Annotated in this window: 18 protein-coding genes; 11 read left to right on the forward strand and 7 right to left on the reverse strand. The window is 62.3% G+C overall.

Annotation, left to right across the window (positions count from 1 at the left end; all coding sequences use genetic code 11):
* Window positions 1-9 precede the first annotated feature (9 nt).
* Both BLW25_RS22600 and hisN read right to left on the reverse strand, forming a co-directional pair.
* Window positions 10-1587 (reverse strand): ABC transporter substrate-binding protein, encoded by a 1578-nt coding sequence (locus BLW25_RS22600; RefSeq protein ID WP_171909721.1) that lies wholly within the window; start codon window positions 1585-1587, stop codon window positions 10-12.
* Window positions 1588-1693: 106 nt separating this feature from the next.
* Window positions 1694-2503, reverse strand: a complete 810-nt coding sequence (gene hisN / locus BLW25_RS22605; protein ID WP_092904380.1) for a histidinol-phosphatase — start codon at window positions 2501-2503, stop codon at window positions 1694-1696.
* 247 nt (window positions 2504-2750) lie between these two features.
* Between hisN and BLW25_RS22610 the strand changes: the two genes are divergently transcribed.
* Window positions 2751-3524 carry a DeoR/GlpR family DNA-binding transcription regulator gene (locus BLW25_RS22610; protein ID WP_092904382.1) on the forward strand — a complete coding sequence of 258 codons (774 nt, stop codon included), beginning with the start codon at window positions 2751-2753 and terminating at the stop codon, window positions 3522-3524.
* Window positions 3525-3669: 145 nt separating this feature from the next.
* On the opposite strand, the gene BLW25_RS22615 is transcribed toward BLW25_RS22610, so the two are convergent.
* Window positions 3670-4899, reverse strand: coding sequence for a mechanosensitive ion channel family protein (locus BLW25_RS22615; RefSeq protein ID WP_092904384.1), 1230 nt, complete (start codon window positions 4897-4899; stop codon window positions 3670-3672).
* A 304-nt stretch (window positions 4900-5203) separates the two neighbouring features.
* On the opposite strand from BLW25_RS22615, the gene BLW25_RS24135 reads away from it, so the two are divergent.
* The 10 genes from BLW25_RS24135 (at window position 5204) to BLW25_RS22660 (ending at window position 18970) form a co-directional block, all read left to right on the forward strand.
* Window positions 5204-5419 (forward strand): hypothetical protein, encoded by a 216-nt coding sequence (locus BLW25_RS24135; RefSeq protein ID WP_143040595.1) that lies wholly within the window; start codon window positions 5204-5206, stop codon window positions 5417-5419.
* A 46-nt stretch (window positions 5420-5465) separates the two neighbouring features.
* Window positions 5466-6215 (forward strand): 16S rRNA pseudouridine(516) synthase, encoded by a 750-nt coding sequence (locus BLW25_RS22620; RefSeq protein ID WP_092904386.1) that lies wholly within the window; start codon window positions 5466-5468, stop codon window positions 6213-6215.
* 324 nt (window positions 6216-6539) lie between these two features.
* Window positions 6540-7085 carry a YaeQ family protein gene (locus BLW25_RS22625; RefSeq protein ID WP_092904388.1) on the forward strand — a complete coding sequence of 182 codons (546 nt, stop codon included), beginning with the start codon at window positions 6540-6542 and terminating at the stop codon, window positions 7083-7085.
* A gap of 470 nt (window positions 7086-7555) precedes the next feature.
* Window positions 7556-8866, forward strand: a complete 1311-nt coding sequence (locus BLW25_RS22630) for an MFS transporter (protein WP_092904390.1) — start codon at window positions 7556-7558, stop codon at window positions 8864-8866.
* Between the two features lie 320 nt (window positions 8867-9186).
* The gene (locus BLW25_RS22635) at window positions 9187-12297 is read left to right on the forward strand and encodes a response regulator (protein ID WP_092904392.1); all 3111 of its coding nucleotides are present in this window, start codon (window positions 9187-9189) and stop codon (window positions 12295-12297) included.
* Entirely contained in the window at window positions 12294-13154 is an 861-nt protein-coding gene (locus BLW25_RS22640; RefSeq protein ID WP_092904394.1) for a CheR family methyltransferase, read from the forward strand. The genes BLW25_RS22635 and BLW25_RS22640 overlap by 4 nt, the downstream gene beginning before the upstream one ends.
* Window positions 13147-14979, forward strand: coding sequence for a response regulator (locus BLW25_RS22645; protein ID WP_092904396.1), 1833 nt, complete (start codon window positions 13147-13149; stop codon window positions 14977-14979). The genes BLW25_RS22640 and BLW25_RS22645 overlap by 8 nt, the downstream gene beginning before the upstream one ends.
* A gap of 326 nt (window positions 14980-15305) precedes the next feature.
* Window positions 15306-17183 (forward strand): AI-2E family transporter, encoded by a 1878-nt coding sequence (locus tag BLW25_RS22650; protein ID WP_092904398.1) that lies wholly within the window; start codon window positions 15306-15308, stop codon window positions 17181-17183.
* A gap of 239 nt (window positions 17184-17422) precedes the next feature.
* Window positions 17423-17818 carry a (R)-mandelonitrile lyase gene (locus BLW25_RS22655; RefSeq protein ID WP_092904400.1) on the forward strand — a complete coding sequence of 132 codons (396 nt, stop codon included), beginning with the start codon at window positions 17423-17425 and terminating at the stop codon, window positions 17816-17818.
* 108 nt (window positions 17819-17926) lie between these two features.
* Entirely contained in the window at window positions 17927-18970 is a 1044-nt protein-coding gene (locus tag BLW25_RS22660; RefSeq protein WP_092904402.1) for an NAD(P)-dependent alcohol dehydrogenase, read from the forward strand.
* 504 nt (window positions 18971-19474) lie between these two features.
* Here the strand turns inward: BLW25_RS22660 and BLW25_RS22665 are convergent.
* The 4 genes from BLW25_RS22665 to BLW25_RS22680 all read right to left on the reverse strand — a co-directional run.
* Window positions 19475-20911, reverse strand: coding sequence for a cryptochrome/photolyase family protein (locus tag BLW25_RS22665; protein WP_092904404.1), 1437 nt, complete (start codon window positions 20909-20911; stop codon window positions 19475-19477).
* A 1-nt stretch (window position 20912) separates the two neighbouring features.
* Window positions 20913-22073, reverse strand: coding sequence for an SAM-dependent methyltransferase (locus tag BLW25_RS22670; RefSeq protein WP_092904406.1), 1161 nt, complete (start codon window positions 22071-22073; stop codon window positions 20913-20915).
* Window positions 22070-22855 (reverse strand): DUF1365 domain-containing protein, encoded by a 786-nt coding sequence (locus BLW25_RS22675; protein ID WP_092904408.1) that lies wholly within the window; start codon window positions 22853-22855, stop codon window positions 22070-22072. The genes BLW25_RS22670 and BLW25_RS22675 overlap by 4 nt, the downstream gene beginning before the upstream one ends.
* A 3-nt stretch (window positions 22856-22858) precedes the next feature.
* A partial coding sequence (locus BLW25_RS22680; RefSeq protein ID WP_366268782.1) for an FAD-dependent oxidoreductase occupies window positions 22859-23465 on the reverse strand: 607 nt, incomplete at its 5' end.

Raw genomic sequence — 23465 nt, forward strand, 5'->3', positions numbered from 1 at the left:
GAGGCTTTGTCAGCCGAAGGTGCCTTGGGACGCGTCAATCTGCCCGTCGGGATACATGATCAGCCCCGAGAGGTTCTCGCGCATCCCGTGCATCAGCACTGAGGTGAACAAGGACAGCGCCGGAACCTTGTCGGCCAGCATCGGCATCAGATTGGTCTGAAGCGAGGTCTTGCGTGCTTCGAGGGAAGGCGAATTGCGTTCCTCATCCAGCGCCGCGTCAATCTCGGCATCTTCGATACCGCAGATCCGTTTCGACGAGGAATGGAAATGCGAGCGCAGCACCAGATCCGGCTCAGGCGAACCCGTGGACCAGCCGCAATCGACCATATGGCCCGGACCACCGCCCGGCCGGTCATAGAGACGCTCATTCCAGGCCGCGACTTCCATCACATTGAGCGTGACCTTGAAGCCCTGTTCCTGCATCAGCGCGGTGATGACCTCGCCATATTCCTTGGTTTTCGGGTAGAAGCCGGTCGAGGTGATATATTCCAGCTCCGGCAGGCCCTCGCCATTCGGATAGCCGGCCTCGGCCAGCAGGCGCTGGCATTCCTCGGGGTTGTATTCCGGGTAGTTTTCAAGGTCGATATAGCCGAATTTGATCGGCGAGACAAAGTTTGCCGAGGCGTGACCGGCCGAGCCCATCACTTCCAGGATCAGTTCACGGTCGATAGCGTGGCAGGCGGCTTTGCGCACCAGCGGATTGTCGAAAGGCGCTTTCGAGCAGCGGAACCAGAGATATTTGTTCTCGACCGAGACCTGGCGCTTGATGACGATGCCGTCCTCAGCTTCCAGCGTTTCGGCCTGTTCGGGCTCCAGGCGTTCGATGATATCGGCCTGGCCGGACATCAGCGAAAGCATCCGCGTGGTGCCGTCGCCGACAAACGAGAAATTGACGCCCGGCACGGTCGGCGCGCCTTTGAAATAGCCCGGGAAGGCCTCCATCACGGTGTCATTGCCGCGCTGTTCGACGAATTTGAACGGTCCGGTGCCGTTCAGACGCTGCGACAGCGGGCCCGAGGGGCCGCCCGCCACGTCATCCGCCGCGAGGATCGGCAGATAGGAGGCGAGGAAGATGAACAAAGACGCGCCGTAGCCGCCTTTCGAAGTGTCGATCACGACGGTGAAATCATCCGGCGTGGTGACTTCGAACGTGTCGGTCGCACCCGGATAGACCTGCTTCGGACGGTCCAGCCCCGAACCATATTCCAGCGTCGCTTTCACGTCTTTCGCGGTAAAGGGCTTGCCGTCATGGAAGGTCACGCCTTCGCGGAGTTTGATCTCCAGCGTATGGGCGTCGATTTCCCTGATCTCGGTCGCGAGTTCATAAACCACTTCATCGGGCTTTTCCGGCGTCATCGGCGCGCGGGTCAGATAGCCCATCACGAAGCCTTCGATATTGGTCTGCGACAGCGTGGTATGCGCGGTCGGATCCCAGTTGCCGGTGATGTTCTCGGCCGAAAGGAAGGTGATGGGTTTTGTCGTCTGGGCCATGGCCGGGCCAAACAGGAAATTCGTATTGATCTGCGGCATGGCGGCAAGCGCGCCAAATCCCGCTGAATAGTTCATAAACTTCCGTCTGCTGATCATTTTTCTCTCCATGTTGGATGCCCGGTGCCAATTTCTGGCTTTTCCGGGCTTTGGTTATTTGTCGCCGCATGATGATTTGGCCCCATGCGTGCGGGGTTTTTCTGTATCAGCCAGGGTGCTCCGGCGCTTGTCCCGACAGATGGCGCAACACTTCGGCATGCAGCTCTGGCGTGGCCGAGGCGACGACATCACCGGCAGATTGCAAGGTGAGCGGGCGGCCGTCCCAGTCGGTGATCACGCCCCCGGCGCCTTCAACCACAGCGACCAGCGGCAGATAGTCGAAAGGTTGTAGCCCGGTTTCGATGACGAGATCGCAATGCCCCGAGGCCAGCAGCCCGTAATTGTAGCAGTCACCCCCATAGCGGGTCAGCCGGCCCTTCGCACTGACCGCGTCAAAGGCGGGTTTCGAGCGGTCAGGGAAGGCGAACGGGTTGGTCGTATAAATCCAGGCATCGGCGATTGTCTTGCAGGCGCGCGTCTGACAGGGCACCCCGTTGAAGGTGCTGGGCTGGCCCGCATAACCCTGCCAGCGTTCGCCGATCGCCGGCATGTCGATCTGACCCAGCACCGGAACGCCGTCTTCCAGAAGCGCAATCAGGCAGCCGTAAAGCGGATGGCCGGTCACAAAGCTCTTGGTGCCGTCAATCGGATCCACCACCCAGATGCGACGGCTGTCGAGATTGCTCGGTGCTTCTTCCTCGCCGAAGATCCCGTCTTCGGGGAATCTTTCCGCGATCATGCGGCGCAGCATGGCTTCGGTCGCGCGGTCAGCGATGGTGACCGGCGACTTGTCTTCCTTGTCCTCGACCTCGATCGGGCGACGGAACCAGGACAGGGTAATTTCCTTCGCAGCCTCAGCTGCCTGCGTCAGGAAACGCAGGTCATTACCGGGATCTGATTTGGAATCTCGTGGCATTTGTTGCACCTGCGAGGCATTTCTTCGGCAAATTAGTAGAGATTCGCCGAAGCGCGCAACAAAATTAGTTTGTCAGCCGCGAAAAAATGTGGATTCACTTGCGATATTGAGCAAATTGCGTGCGGTCACGCGACAGATTGATGAAGATACTGGACCAAACCGACGCATTTTAGAGTGGATTGCCACATGGATTTGGTTTTGTGTGGAATTTCTGTGGCTTTAAAGCCAGTGAAGAATGAGGTGACACATGTGGTCGCATGAGCGGCAGGCGCAGATCCTCGGTCAGCTGACCGCCCGGCAGAAGGTTTCGACCGGCGAGCTCGCGGAACAATTCGATGTCTCGCGCGAGACGATCCGGCGCGATCTTCTGGAAATGGAGGAAAGCGGGCTTCTGAACCGCGTCCATGGCGGGGCGACCCTGGCGCGATCCGGGATCGAACCCGAGCCGGCCTATGAAATGCGCCGCGCCGAGAATGTGGCCCAGAAAATCGCCATCGGGCGCAAGGCCCTGACCCTGGTCCCCGAAGGATCGACGCTCTTCATTGACACCGGCACCACCACCATCGCTTTCGCGCGCGAACTGGCCGCGCGGGGCAATATCCGCGTGATCACCAATTCCTTCGAGATTGCCCGCATCATGTCTTCGGGGCGAGAATGCGATATCCTTCTGCTTGGGGGGCGGCCGCATCGCGATGTGCCAGCGACCTATGGCGAGATGACCCTGTCGCAGATCGACCGCTTCCTTGCCGATTTCGCTGTCATCTCGCCGGTGGGCCTGCATGCCGACCGCGGCGTCACTGATTACGAGCTGCATGAGGCCGAGGTCGCCCGGGCGATGATGCGTCGCGCCCAGTCGAATATTCTGCTTTGCGATTCCGGAAAAATCGGCGCGGAAAGCCGGGTCTCGATCTGTCGCCTTGAGGAGATCAACCATCTGGTCACCGATCCTCATCCACGCGGTGCCAGTCTGACCCTGACACGCGGCACTGTGCATTTTTGCGAGGTTACGACAGGCAGTTGACCCCCCGATGGCTTGCAGGAACCCGGCCGCACCTGGCCATTCGCCCTGCCCGGCACGAGAAAGACTGCTGCCCCTACCGTCGATCGGCGGCGGGGCAGAGATCGAGGCGGAAAACACGCAGGCCTGGTACGCAGCGCGTGCGCGTTCAGGCACCGTCACGAATTGGCAATCTTCTGAAATCACTCCCCGAAGGTGACTGAAACACAGAGAGGCCGAACTCTGGCAGGACGCCGTAAAGGTGGTCGAAAATATCCGACTGTATGCCCTCATAGGCCACCCAGGCGATGGTGTTCGTAAAGCAATAGATCTCGAACGGCAGCCCGTCGGCCTCGGGGGGAAGCTGACGCACGATCATCGTCATATCCTGACGAAGCTGCGAATGCGCTTTGAGATAACTTTCCACATAGGCACGGAAGGTGCCGATATTGGTCAGTTGGCGGCGGTTAGAGCTGATTTCATCGGGCTCAAGCACCGCGTTCCAGTCCGACAGTTCACGGGTTTTGCGCTCGATATAGCTTCTGATGGGCTTCATCTGCTGCAGTCGAAGCAACTCGTCATCCGAAAGATATCGGATGGTATTCTGATCGATGTAGAGCGAGCGCTTGATCCTGCGCCCGCCTGTTTCCTGCATCCCGCGCCAGTTCTTGAAGGGCTGGGTTACGAGATTCCGGATCGGAACCGTCGTGATCGTCTTGTCCCAGTTCTGGACTTTTACGGTATGGAGCGCGATCTCGATCACATCGCCATCGGCATTCTGGGCCGGCATTTCCACCCAGTCACCAACCTTGACCATGTCGGTCGAGCTGATCTGAACCGATGCGACCAGCGACAGAAGCGTATCCTGAAAAACGAGGATCAGAACGGCGGTCAGCGCACCAAGCCCGGAGAGAAGAATCAGGGGTGAGCGGTCGATGACAGCCGCAACCATCAGAATCGCCGCAATGCCATAGACGAGAATTGTGGCTACCTGAACATAGCCCTTTATGGATCTGCCATTGCCCGCAGAACGCCGGTTCCAGATGGTGTGGAACAGCCCGAGCGCGGCCGAGATGGCCATCGCAAAAACCAGGATATTGAACGCGTTCGCGACGTTTCGGACGATTGTGGCGATGGCAAAGGGCAAGCCCGGCACCTGCATGATACCGGCAGAAATCACCAGGGCAGGCGCGGCATTGGCGATCCTTGCGATCACCCCGGACCGTACAACCTCGGGTCCCTGAATATATTGAACACCTTCGATCAGGCGGTGAAGAAGTTTCACCAGCACGGCCTTTGTAACGATGTTCACCAGGATTGCGGCAAGGATCAGCGCACTGAGCCAGAAAAGGGTTTCGACCCAGGGAGTATCGACCGCGAAGGCCCAGAGGTTATGCATAGTCTTGGTCTCTCATCTGCCGGTTTTGCCTGCGAAAGGGTGACCCTGCCTTTTGCCCTCTCAGGCGCCTCGGGGCAATGTCACGACCGGCCAGTCTGTCGGCATCGTGATCACTATTCCATGCGGGATCGTGGGCTTACGCAAAGTAAAGGGCCAGGTCCGGACCTCTTCCTCCTGCCTTTCCAAGGGCCATGACCATGTTGCACGCACCCGGTAACCTGCAGGGTGGGGATTGCAGGAGGACTGCCCTGCCCCGAAGGCGCGCAACGAAGCCCCCGCCCCTCCTGTTGCGCAGGCGAAGGCGTTGATCACACAGGTTCTGGCAGGGGCGGAAACCATCGCCACAGGCAATCCGCCTGGCGTCCGGGTCGTACCACTTGGCATCCCCTGTCGGGTAAAATACTGGGTGTCGCAGCAGGATCGTGAGATGGCCTGCGGTAACGACCTGTTCGGCCGGATCGACGCGGCCTTGCGCGAAAATGGCGTCAGCCTGAAGCCATGGGGGAATGTTCTGGCGTAAGATCCCGCCAGGCCCCCACCATCCGACCAGAACGGAGACCGACAAGATGCCGAAAGCCGTAACCGCCCGGATCGACAAATTGCTCTCCTCCATGGGCTATGGATCGCGCAGCGAGATAGGCCGGCTGGCGCGCGCCGGGCGGATCACGCTGGATGGGGCAAAACCCGTCGATGTGACAAGCCGCATCACGGTTGACGCGGATCTGCCGGCACGCCTGAGTGTCGACGATGCGCCGCTTGATCCCGTGGCTGGGATGGTGATCCTGATGAACAAGCCCGCCGGCGTGACCTGCTCGCACAGCGAAGCGGGGCCCCTGGTCTACGGCCTGCTGCCGCCGCGCTGGCGGCAGCGTGATCCGGTCCTCTCGACGGTCGGCCGGCTTGACAAAGAAACCTCGGGTCTCCTGCTCCTGACCGACGATGGCGCTCTTCTGCATCGGATCATCAGCCCGCGACGCAAGGTCAGCAAGACCTATCGCGCCACCCTTGCCCGACCGCTGAACGGCGACGAGGCAGCGCTGTTTGCCTCTGGCGATCTGATGCTGAAAGGCGAGACAAAGCCGCTGGACCCCGCTGTTCTGGACATCCTGTCGCCGACCGAAGCCCTGCTCACGATCACGGAGGGGCGATACCATCAGGTGCGCCGCATGTTCGCGGCCTGTGGCAATCATGTCGAGGCGCTGCATCGTGAGCGCCTGGGGCAGCTGCGCCTGCCTGAGGATCTGGAGGCCGGTGCCTGGAGGCTGCTCGGGGAGGAAGATCAGCAGCGGGTCTTTCTGCAGGATGGTCCCGGCTGAAACCGGGTCGCACAGGTTTCGACCCGAAAGGTGCATTGGCTGCCTGGCGTATTCCCATAATCTGAAGATCAGCCCATTTCTGTGCAGGGCTGCGGTATGCAGGTCCGGGAGCGTCATACAGACGTTGTCACGGCTCGAGGGGGGGCGCGCATCGCGCGCCACAGTCAGACCGATCACAGGGCGGGCATTCGATCCCTGATCAACGCAACTCCAGGCAACCGGAACCGGAAATAAGCGGTGAAGCGTTGCTCCGAAGGTTTTCGCGCTTACCCAACGGCTCCAAAGGCTCTATGCACCCTCATCTTACATATCCGGGGTCCGGTCATGGCGCAGAATGCCACCATCTACAAAGTCGAGCTGTCCGTGGCCGATATGGATCGCCACTATTACGAAACCCACAAGCTGACCGTTGCAAAACACCCTTCCGAGACGGATGAGCGGCTGATGGTGCGACTTCTTGCCTTCGCCCTCAACGCCGAAGCCGAGCTGGAGATGACCAGGGGCCTCTCAACGGATGACGAGCCGGACATCTGGCAAAAGAGCCTCAGCGGCGATCTTGAACTATGGGTCGCACTGGGCCTGCCCAGCGAGAAGGTCATTCGCCAGTCCTGCAGCAAATCCAAAAAGGTCACCGTCTACGCCTATGGCGGCAGGCAGGCCGAGATCTGGTGGGATAAAATCAAGGGCAGTTCCGCGCGCTTCGACAATCTGCAGGTGATCAACCTGACACAGGAAGACACGGCCGGGCTGGCGAAGGAGGCAAATCGCTCGATGAAGCTGCAGGTCAATATCCAGGATGGCGACGTGATGGTCAGCGTCGATGGCAGCGTTCTCTATGTCAGTCCGACAAAATGGAAGGCTGCTGCTTAACGGGCCTCTGATCGCGATGTGACCGGTGGCAGCCATAATCGGCGTCGGGTTGCGTTTAGACGCAGTCAACGCGGCCTGGTGCGATCGATACGGGCTTCGCGGAACCGGCGGGCTGCCAGAACGGGCAGCCAGAGCGGCCTGACTGAATTCACAGCCTGCGCGATCCCCCCGCGAGACATCGGCATCCCCGAATGCAAAGTTTTTCAATTCGGACTGTTGCGACAGGCGCGCGAGATTTTCGACGCTGCACCCGCAGGCTCGGGAAACGGACGGAGAAAATGGCGTCCGCTGTTGCAGGTGGTCGTATTTTGGTCGGTCAGTTCCTCTGTGATGCCCAAAAAAGGCAGAACCCATACCTGTGGCCTGGCTGAGGCAGGACACCGGCCCATGTACCCGACACTCTGTCACGGACACAGGCGGCAGACAGTCCACGGGAGAGGCAGCAAGGCAATCAACTCTCTGGGGGGAACATGGCTTCTCAAACTGAAACGGGCGGGCCTGGCCTGATGCGGCTGGATGAGGCGCCCATGCGGCCTGTCCATATCCTTGCGGCGGCGGCAGTTCTTGGGGGCGCAGCGCTTGACGGCTATGTGCTGGGGGTTGTCGGACCGGCCCTGGCACTTGCGAAACAGGAGATGGAGCTTTCCGCCCTGGGCCAGGGGCTGATTGCGGCGAGTGCCCTGATCGGCGTCTTTATCGGCGGACTGTTCTTTGGCAATCTGGCCGACCGCTTCGGCCGCAGGCCGGTATTCTCCTGGAACCTGCTGGCTTTCGTCCTGCTCTCGGTTTTGCAGCTTTTCGTGCAGGAGGTCTGGCAACTGGTGCTCTTGCGCCTTGCGCTTGGTCTGGCGGTCGGGGTGGAATATGCGGTCGGCACCTCGGTTCTTGCCGAATTCTCGCGCCGCAAAGGGCGCGGCGTGTTGCTGGGCAGCTTTGCGGTGGGCTGGCAGGTCGGTTTCACCATCGCCTTTGTCTATGGCAATCTGATCTATTCCGGCGACAACTGGCGGCTGTTGCTGGCAACCAGCGCGATTCCGGCCCTTATGGTGTTTTTGTTGCGCATAGGCCTGCCGGAAACACCGATGTGGCTGAAGGCCCGCGGCCGCGACGCCGAGGCTCAGGCTGTGGTCGAACGCCATTTCGGCAAGGGCTTTGCGATCCCCGATGTGGAGCTGAAGCTCATCCAGCCCTCGGCGCGTGACTTGCTGAAAGGGCCGAATGTCCGCCAGCATCTCTATTCCGGCCTGTTCTGGTTCTGCCAGGTGGGGCCGTTCTTCGCGATCTTCACCTTTATCGGGCCGGTGTTCGACTCGCTCGGGATCGAGGATCAGACCACGGTCGATATCTGGCTGAACCTCGTGCAGATCCTGGGGGCGGTTTTCGGCCTCTTCCTGATCGCCTGGCTCAGCCGCCGACATTTCGTCATTTCCACCTTCGCGGTGATGTTCGTGACGCTGCTGGCGATCGGTCTGTTCCCGCAGGCGCCGATCTGGGTGATTGTCGGCCTTTTCGCGATCTATATGTTTGTCGCGCCTGCGGCCAATAACATTCAATACGTCTATCCCGCCGAGATTTTCGACACGCATCTGCGCTCGACCGGGGTTGGGTTCTCGGCGGCTTTCTCGCGGATCTCGGCGGCAGCGGCGGTCTATCTCCTGCCCTATGCGCTTGAGACCCTCGGCGCATCGGCGGCGCTGATGATCATGGCGGGCCTCCCGCTTCTGGGGCTGGTGATGTCCATCCTCTGGGCCCCCGAGACGAAGAGAAAAGCCCTGCTCTGAGCGTGGCAGTCCTTGCGGCCCGGGCCGAGCTGCCCGGGCCCCTCCCTCTCAGGGAATCTGCCCGATCATTCTGACGAGGAACGGCATTCAGCGCGCGTTGCCGTTGTGGAACAGGCACATGAACAGGCCCCTGCGCTTTCACGGCGCACGCAATGCGCAGCCGCTCATCCAACAGGCCATCACTATCCTTGCGCCCGGGGCTGGCTTTTCAGGGCCTGTCAGCCTACTCCCATAGCGTGATCGTCTGTTATTATGAACCCGCTAAGGAATAATCATGTAACTATGGCGCTGCCGGATCAGGTTGCTGGGGGGAGAGCAGGATGAAGACTGACAGCAAAGAGTATCTCAACGTTCTCGGTCTGGTCGCCGTCGTGGCGATTATGCTGGCCAGCTTCGTCGCCGATCTGAATATCCCGCTGGGCCATGCGGTCTGGCTGGGCTATCTTCTGGCGCTGGCAGTCAGCTTCTCACTGCGGTTCCTCTGGCTGCCCTCGGCGATCGCGGTGGCGGGCATAGTGATGCTGATCCTGGGCTATGTGCTGGATGAGCGCGAAAACAACGTCGCAATCGCGCTTTCGAACCGCAGTCTTGCCTCGGCCTCGCTGGTCTTTCTGGCCGTTGCCGGGACGTTCATGGTGCGAAACCGTCTGCGCATCGCGGCCGAGGACTGGCGCAAGAGCATCGAGATGGCGCTGGCGAAAGCGCTCGAGGGCGATCTGAGCCGGGTGCAGATCGGCGAGAATACGCTGCGGCTGGTCTCCGGGGCGCTTGGGGCGCGGGCGGCGGTCCTGTGGGAAAAGCAGCAGGACAGCCTGATCCCCGTCGCCTCCTGGGGAACAGCCAACACGGCCGAGGCTCTGCATGAAGGCCAGCCCGGTCGGCAGGCCGGCCATCTGCGCCGGGCATTGCAGGGTAATGAAACCGTGGTGCTTAAGGCACCGGGAGAGGCGGCGCTTGACTGGGGGTCGGGGCTGATGCGGGGCCGGTCCGCCTGTTCGGTGATCGTGCCCACCCGCGAAAATGGCGTGGTCAACGGGGTGATCGAGATCGGCCTAGACCGCGAGCCGACCGATGCCGAACGGCAGCTGATCGAAAGCCTTGGCGACAAGGCCGGGGTCGAGTTGCGCTCGGCTTTGTACCGCGAGGAAGTGCAGCAGCTGCTGGATGAGACCCGCCAGCAATCCGAGGAATTGCGCAGCCATTCCGAGCGGCTGGCCGACACCAATGCCGAGCTTGAGGAACAGACCGAGGCGCTCAAGCGCAGCGAAGGACTGCTGCGCGATCAGCAGGCGGCGCTGGAAGAACAGAACGCCCAGCTTGAGCAGCAGACTGCCGAGATGGAAGAGCAGCGCGACACCCTGGCGGCCTCCGGGCGCAAGCTGGCCGAACAGGCCGAGGAACTGGCCCGCGAAAGCCGCTACAAATCCGAATTCGTCGCCAATATGTCGCATGAGCTGCGCACGCCGCTGAATGCGCTTTTGATCATGGCGCGGCTGCTCAGCGAAAACCGTGGTGGCAATCTGACGGGCGAACAGGTCCGCTGGGCCGAAACGGTGGAAAGCTCGGGCAAGGATCTGCTGCGCCTGATCAATGACATCCTGGATCTGGCCCGGATCGAAGCCGGCAAGGTGGCGATCTCGCCCGAGCCCAGCGATCCGCGCGAGATTGTGCAGCGCATCACGCGCGCCTTCACCTTCGCGGCGTCGGAAAAAGGTCTGAAGCTTGAAACCGAGATTGCCGGGGATATTCCCGGCATCATCACCGACCCTGCGCGGGTCGAGCAGATTCTGCGCAATTTCGTCGGAAATGCGCTGAAATTCACCGATCACGGCGCGGTCACGCTGTCGCTGACGCGTGAGGGCGAGGGCGTGCGCTTCCGGGTGAAGGATACCGGTATCGGCATCGATCCCGAACAGCACAAGGCTGTATTCGAGGCGTTCCGCCAGGCGGATGGCTCGATCTCGCGCCGCTTTGGTGGCACCGGACTTGGCCTTGCGATCTCGCGCGATCTCGCCGCCCTTCTGGAAGGGCAGATCACGCTGGAAAGTGCGCCCGGCAAGGGAAGTGTCTTCTCACTCTCGCTGCCGAAAACCCTGAAAGAGATCGATGAACTGCCGCCTGCAGAGCTGCGGCCCGGACTGAAGCCCGCCGCCCCGCGCGCCGCAGAAACGCAGCCCATACCCAAGCGCGGTCCGGGCCAGATCATCGACCTGAGTGACGATCGCGGCGAGCTGGGCGAGGAGGACCGCAGCCTGCTGATCGTCGAGGATGATCCCGCCTTTGCCCGTATCCTGCTTGATCTTGCGCATGAGCGCGGCTTTCGCGCGATTGTGGTCAGCAGTGCCGATGATGCGGTCCGGGCTGCGCAGACCTATTTGCCGGTGGGCGTGATCCTGGATATGGGCCTGCCCGATCATTCCGGCCTGACGGTGCTGGACCGCCTGAAACGCGCGCCCGCGACCCGGCATATTCCGGTCCATGTCGTCTCGGCCGCCGATCACACCCGCGATGCCATGGCGAAGGGCGCGGTGAATTACCTGATGAAGCCGGTGGCACGCGAATCCCTGATCGAGGCGCTCGACAGTATCGAATTCCAGGCCAACAGCCGGATCCGCCGCCTGCTGGTGGTCGAGGATGATCCCGCGCAGCTGTCTGGGATCAAGGCGCTTCTCGGCTCGGATGCGGTCGAGGTCACCGGTGCCGCGACAACCGCCGCCGCACTGGCAGCCTGCCGCAACAAAACCTTCGACTGTATCGTGCTGGATATGAACCTGCCCGACGGGACGGGGTTCGATCTTCTCGAACAGCTGAGCCAGGACGAGACCGCCTCTTTCCCGCCGGTGATCGTCTATACGGCACGCGCCCTCTCCGAAGCTGAGGAGCAGCGCCTGCGCCGTCATTCGCAGTCGATCATCGTCAAAGGTGCAAAATCGCCCGAGAGGCTGATCGATGAGGTGACGCTGTTCCTGCATCAGGTGGTCTCGGATCTGCCGCAGCGTCAGCGCGAGATGCTGGCGGCCTCGCTGAACCGCGATGCGGAACTGGACGGGCGCCGCATTCTTGTGGTCGAGGATGATGTCCGCAATATCTACGCCCTGACCGGGGTGCTGGAGCCGCATGGCGTCGATATCCGCATCGCCCGCAATGGCCGCGAGGCGCTGGATATGCTGGGCCGGGTGACGGATGGCGCCGAGCCACCGGTCGATCTGGTGCTGATGGATGTGATGATGCCCGAGATGGACGGGCTGACCGCGACCAAAGAGATCCGGCGCATTTCGAAATGGCGGGCCCTGCCGATCATCATGCTGACGGCGAAAGCCATGGCCGATGATCAGGCCAAATGCCTTGCCGCCGGGGCGAATGACTACCTCGCCAAACCGCTGGATGTTGACAAGCTTCTGTCGCTGATCCGGGTCTGGATGCCGAAATGACGACCCCGGTTTCAGTCAGCGACAAAATCAGTGACATTGAAACGGATCTGTTTCTCGAGGCGCTCCGGCGGCGCTATCACTATGATTTCAGCGCTTACGCCCGTTCATCGCTTGTGCGGCGGGTGGAGGTGGCGCGGACCCGCCTCGGCTGTGACAGCATTTCGGCGATGCAGGCGCGGGTGCTGCGCGAGCCGGAGCTGTTGCATGACGTGATTGACGCCATGACGGTCCAGGTCAGCGATCTGTTCCGCGATCCGGGCTATTACCTCGCCCTGCGCCAGAAGGTTATCCCGCATCTGCACACCTTCCCCTCGCTGAAGGTCTGGGTGCCGGGCTGCGCCAATGGCGAGGAGCTCTATTCGCTGGCCATTCTCTTCGCCGAAGAGGGTCTGCTGGATCGAACCATGTTCTACGCGACCGAAATCAACCGCCGCGCGCTCAGCAAGGCCTCGGCCGGGATCTATGACACCGGACGCGTGCCAAAGTTCAGCGAGAATTACCGCGCGGCCGGCGGCAAGACGACGCTTTCCGACTATTACACCGCAGCCTATCGCGGCGCGGCATTCCACCGTCATCTGCGCCAGCGCACGCTGTTTTCCGAACATGACCTCGCGACCGATCAGGTATTTTCCGAAATGCATCTGATCTCGTGCCGCAATGTGCTGATCTATTTCGACGAAACCCTCCAGAACCGCGTTCTGGGGCTTTTCGCGGAATCGCTGGTGCGTGGTGGCTTCCTTGGCCTTGGTTCGCATGAGACATTGCGGTTCTCGAAGATCAAACCTGCTTTCAGCGCCCATGACGAGGGTGAGCGCATCTGGCGCCGCACGAATATCGAAAAGATTGAAAATGCCTAATAAAGCCATCCGTTTCCTGCTGGTTGACGATCTCCCCGAGAACCTTCTCGCGCTGGAGACGCTGCTGCGCCGCGACGGGCTGGAAATCCACCAGGCGCGCTCGGCCACCGAGGCGCTGGAGCTGATGCTGCATTATGACTTCCGTCTGGCCTTTGTTGATGTCCAGATGCCCGGCACCAATGGCTATGAACTGGCCGAACTGATGCGCGGCAGCGCGCGGACGCGAGAGATCCCGATCATCTTCGTCACCGCAGCCGATCACAATGAGATCCGTCACTTCCAGGGCTATGAGGCCGGCGGGATTGACTATATTTACAAGCCGATTGACCCGATCATCCTGCGCTCGAAAGCCGAGGTTTTCTACCGGCTGGCCCAACAGACCATCAACCTCGAGCGCCAGCGCGACGAGCTGCGCGAAAGCGCCCAGGCACGCGATCTTGCGATTGCCACGCTGCGGGCCCATGCCGACAACTCGCCGCTTGGTGTGATCGAATGCGATGCCAGCCTGAACCTGCTTGGCTGGTCGGGCGGTGCGGAACGGATTTTCGGCATCGGTGCGGGCCAGGTGCTGGGCCGCGATCTGGGCGAGGCCGGCTGTTTCCGGCCCGAGACCCTGGCGCAGTTCAGTGACTGGATCGCAAATGCCGGAACGGTTGCGAGACACAGTGCCGAGGCCGTCGCCACCGGCGCGAAGGGCGAGATCAACTGCGAAATTTATGGTTCGGTGGTGATCGACCCGGCAACCGGCAGCCCTTCGCTTTCCCTGCAGGTGCTCGAAACAACCGAGCGTCATCAATCCGAAAAGGTCCGCGCCCTCCTGGTCGGAGAACTGAACCACAGGATCAAGAACACGCTGGCCAATGTGCAGGCGATCATGCGCCAGACGCTGCGCACCTCGACCACCCTGCCAGAGTTCAATCTGCGGTTTTCAGGCCGGCTCCAGGCGCTGGCCCGCGCGCATTCCATTCTGTCAGATGTCACCTGGTCCAAAGCGTCTTTGGGCCAGCTGGTGAGGGACCAGATCGAAGCCGGTACCCTCGACCGCGATTTCATCGACGTCAGCGGGCCCGATGTGGCCCTGTCGCCGGAAGTGACGCTGCGCCTCGCGCTGATCCTGCATGAGCTGGGGACCAATGCGGCAAAATATGGTGCCCTTTCGCAGGCTTCAGGTCGGGCACTGGGGCGGGTGAACCTGTCCTGGACCATTGATGCCGAAGGGCTGAGCCTGACCTGGCAGGAAACCGGCGGCCCCCCGGTCAGCACGCCCACAAGGCGTGGCTTCGGCTCCGATCTGATCCAGAACGGTGTCGGCGATGGCCGGGTCGAGGTTGACTGGAACAGGGCCGGGGTGATCTGGCGGATCATGATCCATTCCGGCTTTGGGTTTGACGGTGCGCAGCGCAGCTCTGAGACCAGGGCCGACCGGCCGGGCGTGCCGCAGCGCGATGGCATCAAAGACAGCCGGGTCCTGCTGGTCGAGGATGAGCCGCTGATCTCGATGGAGCTTTCCGACATGCTCGAGGATGCCGGTGCCCGGGTCGTGAAGATCGCGGCCAGTCTTGACGAGGCGATAGTCGCGGCGCGCACGCTGGATTTCGACGTCGCACTGCTGGACGGCAATCTGCGCGGCGCGCCGGTGGATGTGGTTGCCCATACCCTGCGGCTGCGCGGCGTGCCGTTCTGTTTCATCAGCGGCTACAGCCGGGATCAACTGCCGCGTGACTTTCAGGACGCCCCCTTGCTGACCAAGCCGGTGGATCAGGACAAGCTGCTGGAGATCGTGCTTAAACTGCAGACCGGCGAAAGCAGGCGCGCAGCAGGCTGAGAATAACGGCCTTGCCTGGCGACACCTGCCAGAAGCGGCGCCGAAATGCGATCGCTTCCTTGGCGCAACCATGCAAGTTGCGGCGACCGACTTCGCCCTCTGCCGGCCCATTCCTTCAGGTGATCCGCAGATCTTTTGCCTTGCCAGACTGCAAACCGCCGGTGACTATCGGCACAAACCGTGCATGACTGACGCATCCCCGCGCCATGAGGCACAGTTTGTTGTGACGGCGCATTTCGACACGCCCGAAAGCGAGACCGGCAGGTCAAAAGGTCCGGACCTGTCTTGCTTTATGTGACGCATGGCTATGTGAGTGCAGGTGACAAATGTCGGAAACACCACCTCTGACTGAAAGCGCATCCTCCTCGGTCGGAAGGATCACGCTGCCCCGCATGGCGACCATCGTCGCCGTCGCCGCCGTCCTTTATGTGGCCCAGGATGTCTTCCTGCCCATCGCAGTCGCGATGCTGATCGCCTTCGCGCTGTCGCCGCTGGTTTCGGGGGCGCGCAGGATGGGCCTGCCGATGCTGACCTCTGTCCTGCTGGCCACGGCACTTGCCTTCTTCGTGATCGGCCTGTTCAGCCTTGTTGTCTTTTATCAGCTGGCGGACCTCGCGGTTAAGCTGCCGAGCTTCCAGGCAAATATCATCAGCAAGCTTGATGCAATCCAGAGCGCCTCGGGCGAGGCCAGCCTGATGTCGCGCCTGATGGAGATGGCGGCCTCGATCAACTCTGAAATAAGTGGCGTCCTGCCGGGAGAAGGTGCCGCCACGGCCCAGCCCATGCCGGTGCAGGTGGTGCAGCCCAGCAACCCGCTTGAAATCCTGCAAAGCCTGGTGGTCCCGCTCGTCAGCCCCATCGCGACCACCGGCCTTGTGATCGTATTGGTGATCTTCATGCTGCTGGAGCGCGACAGGCTGCGTGACAGGTTCATCCGTCTGGTGGGCACTGCCGATCTGCACCGGACGACCCAGGTTCTCGAGGAAGCGGGCGGCCGGGTTGGCAGCTATCTTCTGATGCAATTGCTGGTCAATGCCATCTACGCGCTGCCGATCGGGATTGGCCTTTGGCTGATCGGAGTGCCGAATGCCGCACTCTGGGGATTGTTGACGCTGGTGCTGCGCTTCGTCCCCTATATCGGCTCGGTTCTTGCGGCGGCCTTCCCGCTGTTTCTCGCCTTCGCTGTTTCCTCAGACTGGTCGGCGGTTCTCTACACCGCCGCGCTTTTTGCAGTCGTGGAACTCATCACCTCCAATATCATCGAACCTTGGCTCTACGGGGCCAATACCGGCGTGAGCTCACTGGCGATCATCGTCTCTGCCATCTTCTGGACGTTTCTCTGGGGGCCGCTAGGCCTTGTCCTGTCGACCCCGCTGACCGTGTGTCTTGTTGTCCTTGGCCGTCACATCCCACAATTCGAGCTGTTCGATATCCTGTTCGGAGATGAGCCGGTCCTGGCAAGTCACCAGAGATTTTATCAGCGTTTGCTGTCAGGCGACCGTATCGAGGCGGCCTCGCGTGCGGAAGAATTGCTTGAGGATATGACCGCTGCCGAATTTCACCGTGATGTTGCGCTTCCGGCCCTGTTGATGGCCCAGGATGATCGCGACCGTGGTGTGCTCTCGCCCGGACAGGAAAGCAGGCTCGCCGGGGTCGGGATGGCGGTGGTGTCGGATATCGCGGCCCTGCTGGCCGAAGACTCCGGTGAAGCGCGGGCTGAGCCGCAGCTGCGCATCACCTGTCTGGGCGGGCGCTGGCCCATAGATGATGTCTCGGCGGCGATCCTTGCCCAATCCCTGCAGGAGGAAGGCGCCGAGGTCCGCCACAGATCCTATATGGATCTTACGCCCGGTGGGCTTGCGGCCCTTAACCTTACGGAAACCGATTGTGTGATCCTGTGTTTCCTGGATTCGACGCCCACACGTGCGTCACTGCTGCATATCAGGCGGATCAAACGGCTGAGTGAGGGGCTGCGTCTTGGCATAGTGATCTGGCAGATGCCAAAGGATCTGATCCTTGAAGGGGCTGCGGGCCCGGCGCCGGTTGATCCCGCAAAGCTGGCCGAAGCCCGTTCTCTGGGCGCGGATTTTGTTGAGACATCTCTGGAAGGTGCCGTGGAAGCAGCCCTGCAGGATGTGCCCGCATTGCCCCTACCGGAGACGCAACCCCGCAAACGCGCAAGCCGGCCCCGGTCTGCGGCCTGAAAATCCGGCACCCGCCCATTCCCCGCCACGCCGCCACACCCGCAACCTGCCGCCGGATCTGCCTCATCGGGTCACCTCCAGTTTGCTTCTATGCTGTGGCGGCCGACCAGCGGTCATCCGATCAGTGATGAGGCGCCGGGCGATCTGTGCTACTTTCGCAGCTGGAGCAGGGTGGCGCCGCTACGGGTGAGGGCCATGTATCCGCTGCGCCCTGATGATATGTCTTAAGGAGAAAACCGATGGAAATATTCCGCGCCGGACAGGTGCCTTCGCGCAAAGGCCCCGCCGACTGGTTCAGCGGACAAGTCCGTATCGACACCCTGTTCAATCCCGCCGCGCCCGACCGCGTGCAGGGAGCGAGTGTGACATTCGAGCCCGGCGCCCGCACCGCCTGGCACACCCACCCGCTGGGTCAGACACTGATCGTCACGGCTGGCCTCGGCCGGGTGCAGCGAGATGGCGGCCCTGTCGAGGAAATCCGCCCCGGCGATGTCGTCTGGTTCGCCCCGGACGAACGCCACTGGCACGGCGCCGGCCCCACCACCGCCATGACCCATATAGCCCTTCAGGAAGTAAAGGATGGAAAGGTCGTCGACTGGCAGGAGCATGTAAGCGACGAAGAATACGGCGTCTGACCTGGCTGAAACGGGTATGATCGGAATCCGGGGCTGGCCCCTGCGGGTCGGGAATGCAGCTGACCACAGCGCGAACCGGGCCGGACCCACCACAAAAGGAGAGCTGAAATGGTTGTGAAAGCCTATGGCACCCCGGCGGGCGATGCGCCACTGGCGCCCCTGAACATCATACGCCGCATGCCCGGCGCGCATGATGTGCAAATCGGGATCCTGTTCTGCGGCATCTGTCATTCCGACCTGCACCAGGCCCGGGGCGAATGGGCCGGAACCCTGTATCCCTGTGTTCCGGGTCACGAAATCGTCGGCCGCGTCACCTCGGTCGGCGCGCATGTCACGAGCCACAGGCCCGGTGATCTGGTCGGCGTCGGCTGTATCGTCGACAGCTGCCGGCATTGCTCCGAATGCAATGACGGGCTGGAGAATTACTGCGACGGCATGATCGGCACCTATAACGGGCCGACACCGGATGCCCCCGGCCATACCCTTGGCGGTTATTCGCCGGAGGTGGTGGTGCACGAGCGCTATGTGCTGAAAATCACGCATCCCGAGGATCAGCTGGCCGCCGTCGCCCCTCTTCTCTGCGCCGGGATCACCACCTGGTCGCCGCTGCGCCATTGGGGGACGGGCCCGGGCAAGAAGGTTGGCGTCGTCGGTATCGGGGGTCTTGGCCATATGGGGATCAAACTGGCCCATGCCATGGGCGCGCATGTGGTGGCCTTCACCACCTCAGAAGCAAAACAGACCGATGCGCTGAAGCTCGGCGCGGATCAGGTGGTGGTATCACGCAACGCGGCCGAGATGGCTGCCCATGCCAAAAGCTTCGATCTGATCCTGAACACGGTGGCCGCGCCCCATGATCTGGACGCGTTCCTCGTGCTGTTGAAGCGTGACGGCACGATGACGCTGGTTGGCGCACCCGCCACACCGCACCCTATGCCCAATGTGTTCAATCTGATCATGCGTCGCCGCAGCCTCGCCGGGTCGATGATCGGTGGCATCCCGGAGACACAGGAGATGCTGGACTTCTGCGCGAAACACGGCGTCACCTCGGATATCGAAATGATCCGTGCCGACGAAATCGAGAGCGCTTACGAACGAATGCTGAAAGGCGACGTGAAATACCGCTTCGTCATGGATATCGGCACGATGTGATCCGGGGCAGGCGCTCCGGTGTGGCCGGGGCGCCTTGCTGGCTGCCGGAGAGGTGCACAGGCAGGTTCCAGCACCGACAGCAGATCTCGCGGAAGGCCAGGCGCAATGCGCCAGCTCGGACAGCCGCCCGATACCCGACCTCAGGTGGATCGCGCCGGCTTTCACCTCAATAGGTTTGCCACGATGCGGGTCGGCGCAACGCCGCCGCAACCCCTGGTCCATGGCGACCGGATTGAGGTGCCGGAGCCTGTCCGAACCGGGCCCTGTATGGCGGCACCAAATGGTATGTCCACACTTTCATTGAGGATTTGCGGATAGAACCCGCGATAGGAGGCACCTCCGTTGGAATGCGTACGCTTTACAAGTGATATGGCATCGCGCCCGCGCGGATCACCAGCGTCGTGGCCTGTGTGTTTGATTTTCCGGCGGATACGATGGTGTGCGACTTCAGCATCTGTCCGGCAAACCAGCCCTGGTAAGAAAGGACGGATGTCGTGCAGTCTGTCAGCCCGGACCCTGATCTGACCCGGACATGGACCCCTCACTGGCTTTACGGTTAAAGGCCTCCAGCGCCGACAGCGCACGTTTGCGGCCCTGATCCAGAAGCGCGGCGCTGTCCGGCAGAGCCCGGTGCTCAGGCGTGTTCCAGGAAGCAGGCACAGTCTCACGATAAGCGCGTGCCCCCTCACCCGTCAGCCAGTGATCGCGGTACAGGCTCTTCGGGTCAAAACTTGCCGCCTGCTTTTCCGGGTTGAAGATGCGGAAAAACGGCGAGGCATCGGGCCCGCAGCCTGCAACCCATTGCCAGTTCATCGCATTCGCGGCCGGATCCCAGTCAGTCAGGCTGTCTTCAAAATGCGCCAGACCGATGCGCCAGTCGGTCAGCAGATGTTTCGTAAGCCAGCTTGCCACCACCATACGGACGCGGTTGTGCATCCGCCCGGTCACCCGCATTTCGCGCAGGCCCGCATCAACCAGTGCGATGCCGGTTTCGGCGCGGCTCCAGGCCAGGGAGGCGGGATTGGCGCCAAGCCAGGGAAAGCGCGCCCAGTCCGCACGCCAGGGGGTCTCGCCCATCTGCGGGAAGGCCAGCAGCAGATGCCAGGCAAATTCGCGCCAGAGAATTTCCGAAAGAAACTTCTCAACCCCGGGGGCGAGCGCGGGGTCGGTCTCGGCGCGCAGCGACGCCATGGCCCAGATGCGGCGCGGGCTGATCTCGCCGAGCGCGAGATGCTCTGACATACCCGAAGTGGCGTCGATATCGGGACGGTCGCGATGGGCCGGGTAATCTGGCACATGGGCGATAAAATCACTGAGCCGGGCAAAGGCCGCCGCCTCGCCCGCAGGCAGGGCCTGTTCCGCCAGAACCGCCGCCCCGCGATACATATCCGGCGCGAGGGTCAGTTCCCCCGCCCGCAGAGCGCCGATGGCCGGCAGCGCGGAAATGATGGCGGGAGGAGGCAGCGGCCGGTCAGGCCCCGCCAGCCGCACGGCCCGGGCAAAGGGGGTATAGACGCGAAAGCTGCCCCCCGCACCGGTTTTCACCCGCCCGGGATGGATCAGCAGATGGCCTTCATGCAGATGCAGCCTGACAGGGCCTGACCCGACTGCCCGGCGCAGACCGTCCTGCGCGGTTTTGGTGGCGGCGGTCGGCCAGTCGTTCTGATGGATGGCGCCGGCCCCGATGCGGGCGGCAAGATCTGGAAGCAGATCGGCCGCCTCACCCTCCAGCACTGTGATCCGCTGGCCCGTCCGCACCTGCCATTCGGCATCGAAGCTGGCCAGGGCCCGCCCCAGCCGCCAGCGGCTGGCCGCGCCTTGCGCGCGCGTCGCAGTGTCGACCACAAAGACCGGCAGAACAGGTCCGTCCCTGACTGCCGCCGTCAGCGCGGCATTGTCGTCAAAGCGGAAATCGCGGCACAGCCACAGGATTGAAGTCATCTTATGCCGCCTGTGCCATTTGGCCGATATGGCCGAATTCGACCTGTACCACATCAGAGCGCCCGGTCGCAAAGGTCGCGGCGCAGCTTTCCAGATAATAGCGCCAGCTGCGCAGGAAGGGCTCGTCATAGCCAAAGCGGCGGATGCGGGGGGCGGCCCCGGCCATGCGCGCAGCCCAGATCCGGCAGGTGCGGGCGTAATCCTGCCCGAAAGAGAAGCTCGCGCGCAGCTCCAGCCCGGCCCTGGCGCCCTGATGGCGCAGGATCGCCGGGCTGGGCAGCATACCGCCCGGAAAGATATGCTGACGGATGAAATCCGAGCGTTTGCGATAGATCGAGAATTCGGCATCCGGCACAGTTATCGCCTGCAAGACAGCCCGCCCGCCAGGGGCAAGGCGCGCCTTCAGCGTGGCGAAATAGGCGGGCCAATAGCGTTCGCCGACGGCCTCGATCATCTCGACCGAGACGATATTGTCATATTGCCCGCCGGCATGGCGATAGTCCTGCAGCCGGATCTCGGCTCGCCCGTCAAGCCGTGCATCGGCATAGCCCTTTTGTGCGGGCGACAGCGTCAGCCCTGTGACATGGCGACCGGTCTCGGCCGCGCGTTCGGCAAACCCGCCCCAGCCGCAGCCGATCTCGAGAATGTGCTCACCTGGGGCGAGCCGCGACAGGATACGGTCATTCTTGCGCGCCTGGGCGGTCTCCAGATCATCAGTGCCGTCGAACAGAGCCGAGGAATAGCTCATGCCCGGATCAAGCCAGAGCTGGTAAAATTCATTCCCGACATCGTAATGCGCCCGGATATTGCGCGACGACCCCGAGAGAGAATTGGCCCGCAGCCGGTCGGTCAGGCGAAACCCGAGGGCGGCAAGCCAGCCCGGTTTGCCCTGGCCCTGCAGAAGATCGAAATTGCGGATGGCAAGGCTGAGAAGCGCTTCGAGATCCGGGCTGTCCCAATGGCCCGCGACATAGCTTTCGCCAAACCCAACATCGCCGCGCGTCGCCAGCGCCGCAAGCAGCGCCCAGTCGGTGATCCGGATCACGGCCTCGGGGCCTTCTGATCCGAAATGATGACAATGGCCCTCGGGGGTGCTCAGGCAAATGCGCCCGTGCCGGATACCCTCAAGCGAGGCGAGAAAGCGGGTCTGTAGCAGGCTCATCGGCTGATTTCCTCAGGGGGCGCAGGGGGCAGGCGGCGATAGGCGACGCCTTTGAGGCGCAGACGCAGGGCCTGCCAGTAGATCAGAGCCAGGACCCGCAGCGCGCCGCCGGGACGGCGAAAGGCCGCTGCCAGCAGGCCAGCCTGGCGCAGGGGCCGGGGAGCGGCATTGAGTGTGGCGATCAGCCCCTCTTCGCCATCAGTGTGGCGGATCAGGATGGCAAGCCGGGCCGGGGTCACGCGAAACCGGAACTCATAGCGCCCGGCCACATCCTGAAAGGGCGAGACGTGAAAGACCTTTTCGGTGGTCATGAGATCTTCCGGCCCGATCGGGGTAAACCCCTCATTGTGACAAAGATAAGAATGCCGCTGACCAAAGGTATTATTGACCTCGGCGATCACGGCCAGAAGGTCATCGCCGCGCAACACCATCCAGAAGCTGACCGGGTTGAACCAGAAGCCGAAAAACCGCGGTTGCACCATCAGCGCCAGGGTCATCGCGCCCTCGCGGCGCAGACCGGCCTGCCCCAGCACCTCCCAGGCCCAGGCAGCACCTTTGCCATTCCCCCTGGGGCCGCCGTGATCCATGGTGCAAAAGCTGAAAAGGCCCGCCCGTCCAAGGCGGAAAAGCCCGCGCGGGCGGGCCAGGTCGGGCACCAGCAGCAGATAATCGACCCGGTAGCGAAAGGCATGGCGCCTGGCACCGCGCCGCACATGGGTCACATCCGAGGTCAGGTGCAGCACCTCGCCTTGCGCCAGCTGCGTGAAAAGCCCGCCCGCCATTTCTCAGACCTTTGTGGGCAGCAGCTGCCGCGCGATGCGGACGGCGCTGGCAAAACCATCCTCATGGAAACCATTCCGCAGCCAGGCCCCGGCGAACCAGGTCTGCTGTGTGCCCTGCATGGCCCTGATCCTGGCCTGGGCATCGATGGCGGCCTGGTCGAAAACCGGGTGGCGGAAGGTGGTCTCGTCATAGATCCGTGCCGGATCTAACGCGGCGCCCGGGTTAAGACTGACGAAAAGCGGATCGGTCTCGGGCAGGCATTGCAGGCGGTTCATCCAGTAGGTGACGCCGACCGCCTGCTCTGTCTGCGGCTCATCCGCGCGGTAAATCCAGGAACTCCAGCAGGCGCGGCGGTGTGGCATCACCACCGGATCGGCGTGCAGAACCGCACGATTGTCCTGGAACCGCACCGCGCCGAGTGCAGACCTTTCCTCCTGTGACGGATCGGCGAGCAGGGCCAGCGCCTGATCGGCATGGCAGGCCAGGATCACATGATCAAAGCGCTCAGCCTCGCCCTGAGTCTGAACGGCGACCCCCAGAGGGCCGCGCGACACGGCGCGCACCTTTGTGGCCGGGCGCAGGTCCACAGCGCGCGCCTTCAGCGCGGCT

The sequence above is a fragment of the Rhodobacter sp. 24-YEA-8 genome, assembly GCF_900105075.1.
GTDB lineage: Bacteria > Pseudomonadota > Alphaproteobacteria > Rhodobacterales > Rhodobacteraceae > Pseudogemmobacter.

Coding starts and splice junctions, on each gene's coding strand:
- BLW25_RS22600 (WP_171909721.1), bottom strand. CDS start 1,587: ATGATCAGCAGACGGAAGTTTATGAACTATTCAGCGGGATTTGGCGCG.
- hisN (WP_092904380.1), bottom strand. CDS start 2,503: ATGCCACGAGATTCCAAATCAGATCCCGGTAATGACCTGCGTTTCCTG.
- BLW25_RS22610 (WP_092904382.1), top strand. CDS start 2,751: ATGTGGTCGCATGAGCGGCAGGCGCAGATCCTCGGTCAGCTGACCGCC.
- BLW25_RS22615 (WP_092904384.1), bottom strand. CDS start 4,899: ATGCATAACCTCTGGGCCTTCGCGGTCGATACTCCCTGGGTCGAAACC.
- BLW25_RS22620 (WP_092904386.1), top strand. CDS start 5,466: ATGCCGAAAGCCGTAACCGCCCGGATCGACAAATTGCTCTCCTCCATG.
- BLW25_RS22625 (WP_092904388.1), top strand. CDS start 6,540: ATGGCGCAGAATGCCACCATCTACAAAGTCGAGCTGTCCGTGGCCGAT.
- BLW25_RS22630 (WP_092904390.1), top strand. CDS start 7,556: ATGGCTTCTCAAACTGAAACGGGCGGGCCTGGCCTGATGCGGCTGGAT.
- BLW25_RS22635 (WP_092904392.1), top strand. CDS start 9,187: ATGAAGACTGACAGCAAAGAGTATCTCAACGTTCTCGGTCTGGTCGCC.
- BLW25_RS22640 (WP_092904394.1), top strand. CDS start 12,294: ATGACGACCCCGGTTTCAGTCAGCGACAAAATCAGTGACATTGAAACG.
- BLW25_RS22645 (WP_092904396.1), top strand. CDS start 13,147: ATGCCTAATAAAGCCATCCGTTTCCTGCTGGTTGACGATCTCCCCGAG.
- BLW25_RS22650 (WP_092904398.1), top strand. CDS start 15,306: ATGTCGGAAACACCACCTCTGACTGAAAGCGCATCCTCCTCGGTCGGA.
- BLW25_RS22655 (WP_092904400.1), top strand. CDS start 17,423: ATGGAAATATTCCGCGCCGGACAGGTGCCTTCGCGCAAAGGCCCCGCC.
- BLW25_RS22660 (WP_092904402.1), top strand. CDS start 17,927: ATGGTTGTGAAAGCCTATGGCACCCCGGCGGGCGATGCGCCACTGGCG.
- BLW25_RS22665 (WP_092904404.1), bottom strand. CDS start 20,911: ATGACTTCAATCCTGTGGCTGTGCCGCGATTTCCGCTTTGACGACAAT.
- BLW25_RS22670 (WP_092904406.1), bottom strand. CDS start 22,073: ATGAGCCTGCTACAGACCCGCTTTCTCGCCTCGCTTGAGGGTATCCGG.
- BLW25_RS22675 (WP_092904408.1), bottom strand. CDS start 22,855: ATGGCGGGCGGGCTTTTCACGCAGCTGGCGCAAGGCGAGGTGCTGCAC.